Consider the following 2,620-nt stretch of genomic DNA (forward strand, 5'->3'; position numbering starts at 1 on the left):
TCTGTGATATTTGCAAAACCACTAATAAAGAGTGTTTTTCCATCATTCCTAAATTCAATAAACGGTAACATCTTTTTATGTAACCCCCTTTCGTTTTGGATTTTTTATATCAATGCTATTATCGGAAATAGACTTTTTGATTTGGTATTAATATTATTTCCATTGCCTTGTTTTTCTAGGCTTCCACAGGTGAAATGACTTGCACCATCACCCATAAAACAAAATCTAATTTGCTTACAATCACCCATAGCGACATACAAAAACGGAAAAAAGCCGTGATTATACCACAGAACACCGATCAAAACACAATGATAAAATTTTTCCAGTGGTTTAGCAGCGTTAACTTTTTTCAGGTCTTGAAAATCAAGTCTAGAAAAATGGACATAAAAAAAAACCCACAAATAGTGAGTCTTTTTTTTGACTTTTGAAAGGTGGACTTAAAAAAGTCGTGTACATAGAATTACTAATATTATTCCCTTGTCAGGCTGTTTCAAACGTTTTTCGGCTGAAATGATTCGGCTGAAATTTTAAGAAAATGAAAGCATTTTGAAGTTTGACCAATTCGGCTGAATCATTATTTCCCAAACTTTTAAAAAAGGGAAATTGGCTGAAATCAGTCAAATATGAGATTTGATTTTTCTTGTGGGTTTTGCTTCACGGCTCAAAATTACGTCAAATAATTTTTTTACGTAGTTTATCGGCTGATTCCACAGGTGATGGGCTGAAATTATTTATTTCGGCTGAAAGTTTGGGCTGAAATTTGGGCTGAAATGATTTAAGCCCTTACGGTTGCCCCCACAGGTTTTTTAAAAAGATTGTCATAGTAATACAGCCTTACGGCTCGAATAATGCCTGAAAAGGTCTAATAAAGACGAATAAGCATCCTTGTAAGGTCTGCTTTACGGTCTAATATTCATCAGCATATAAAACGGTTGTATATTCTCGATTCCATTCAGTTATGATATAAACCTTTTCACCATCCACCATATAAGCTGATAACACCCTTTCACCGTGTTTAATTGCTTCATGGTTGCTGTCTATATCCTCATTATCCAAAACCCCAAAATCACCCGTTATATGCTGTCTGATAAGGCTTGCTATTTTAACAGGTTCTAAACTGTCGGCAATGGTTCTAGTTGTCACCACATGCCCCAATTCAAACAATGCCCTTGAATTTCTCATTTCCAATCAATCCCCTTTCAGATTCCCATTATTGACAATTAAAAAGCAAAATAAAAAAAGCCCCTATTTGTCAGGATTGGAGTACCGACAAGGGGCAAAGAAGGGGAAAATCTCAAAATGTTAAATCTGCAATTAAAGATTTGCAAAAGCACTTAGAAATTGAAACGGACAAAACTATCTTTTGTGAAAAGAAATCAAGCAATCAAACTAAAGCAAAGGAGAAAAATGTTCAATAATGATACTTTAAATCATTTACAAGCGTGTTATTATTATTGACTTATATATGGGTCTTTAACCTTCAAAACCTTCTTTTGTTGGTGCATTGATTCAACTAAATCAATATAACGTCTTTCATCAAAGCACACCTGTTTAATAAATTCATATACGTTTTTGGGCATTTCCTTTTTACGTTCTTCAATATAGGATTCTGTTTCAATGATATAACCAATGTTAGCTGTTTCCACTTCTTTCAGCCCCTTTGAAAAATCGTTTTATATTTTAGGTTTCACAAAAGTTTTGCATTATAACATAGCAAATTGAAAGGTTAACAAAAGTAAACCGATCAAATGTCAATATGAAACTGTTGGAAGCTGCTTCACCATTTCAACAATTAAAAAAGCCTTCCCCAATCACTAGGAAGGCTTTCAGCACAATCAACCACAAGACAAAATAAATGGAGTTACTATTGAAATTGATTTAGGCATTAACACGCATACAAGCAACCACATACATTTATTATCATTTCGCTTGATTCTTTTTTAATTCAATCACCCTTGAAATTTCGCTTCTCATAAGCTGTTTAATTTGGGTCGGAATAATAAATTTGAATTGATAACCTTTATATTCGCAATAGGCTTCACAATCAAAAATATATTGCTGAAGTGCTTCATCTGAAAATTCCCTGAAATATTTTTCACCAATAACAGGCTTTATTTCTACCTTAAAAAAGCCCTCTTTTGTCCTGTTTTTTAATGTCACAATCATTGAATCCACAGGTTTTTCACCCCTTTACAATCCCAGTCAAAAAATAATCTCAGTTTTAACGCTTAGTCGGAAATCCTTCCCTATTCGCCGGTTGTCCCATATATGCAAAAATACCCCCAAACAGGGGGGGATTTGAATTTTTTTAAAATAAAACCATTTGAATGTTTTCAAACTGATTTAAGAATCTTTGCAATGCTAAATCAGGTTCATGTTCTCGATAGTCCACAATTAAATAATTATGTCCTAGCTTTTCAGCATATCTTTTCTTGTTCCTATCGTTTGCCTGTTCCTGTTTAAGTGTTCTAGCACTAAAGAATGATACTTCTTCATAATGTTGTTTGCCGTGTACTTCTACAATCAAATTATGTGAAGGGATATAAATATCATATCGCCATCTTTTATTAGGCAATAGGTGTTCACATTTGTATTCAATTAACATACTATCTAACCAATC

Annotated in this window: 3 protein-coding genes and 1 pseudogene; all 4 read right to left on the bottom strand. The window is 33.4% G+C overall.

Going from position 1 to position 2,620, the window contains the following annotated elements:
• Nucleotides 1-906 precede the first annotated feature (906 nt).
• Nucleotides 907-1,182, bottom strand: coding sequence for a hypothetical protein (locus tag BP95_RS0116015; protein ID WP_036667200.1), 276 nt, complete (start codon nucleotides 1,180-1,182; stop codon nucleotides 907-909).
• A gap of 269 nt (nucleotides 1,183-1,451) precedes the next feature.
• Nucleotides 1,452-1,646, bottom strand: coding sequence for a hypothetical protein (locus BP95_RS0116020; protein WP_028532713.1), 195 nt, complete (start codon nucleotides 1,644-1,646; stop codon nucleotides 1,452-1,454).
• A gap of 274 nt (nucleotides 1,647-1,920) precedes the next feature.
• On the bottom strand, nucleotides 1,921-2,175 hold the full coding sequence (locus BP95_RS0116025; protein ID WP_028532714.1) for a hypothetical protein: 255 nt from the start codon (nucleotides 2,173-2,175) through the stop codon (nucleotides 1,921-1,923).
• A gap of 133 nt (nucleotides 2,176-2,308) precedes the next feature.
• Nucleotides 2,309-2,620, bottom strand: a pseudogene (locus BP95_RS33585) (hypothetical protein); the annotation flags it as partial.

The sequence above is a fragment of the Paenibacillus sp. UNC217MF genome, assembly GCF_000686865.1.
Classification (GTDB): Bacteria; Bacillota; Bacilli; order Paenibacillales; family Paenibacillaceae; genus Paenibacillus_B; species Paenibacillus_B suaedae.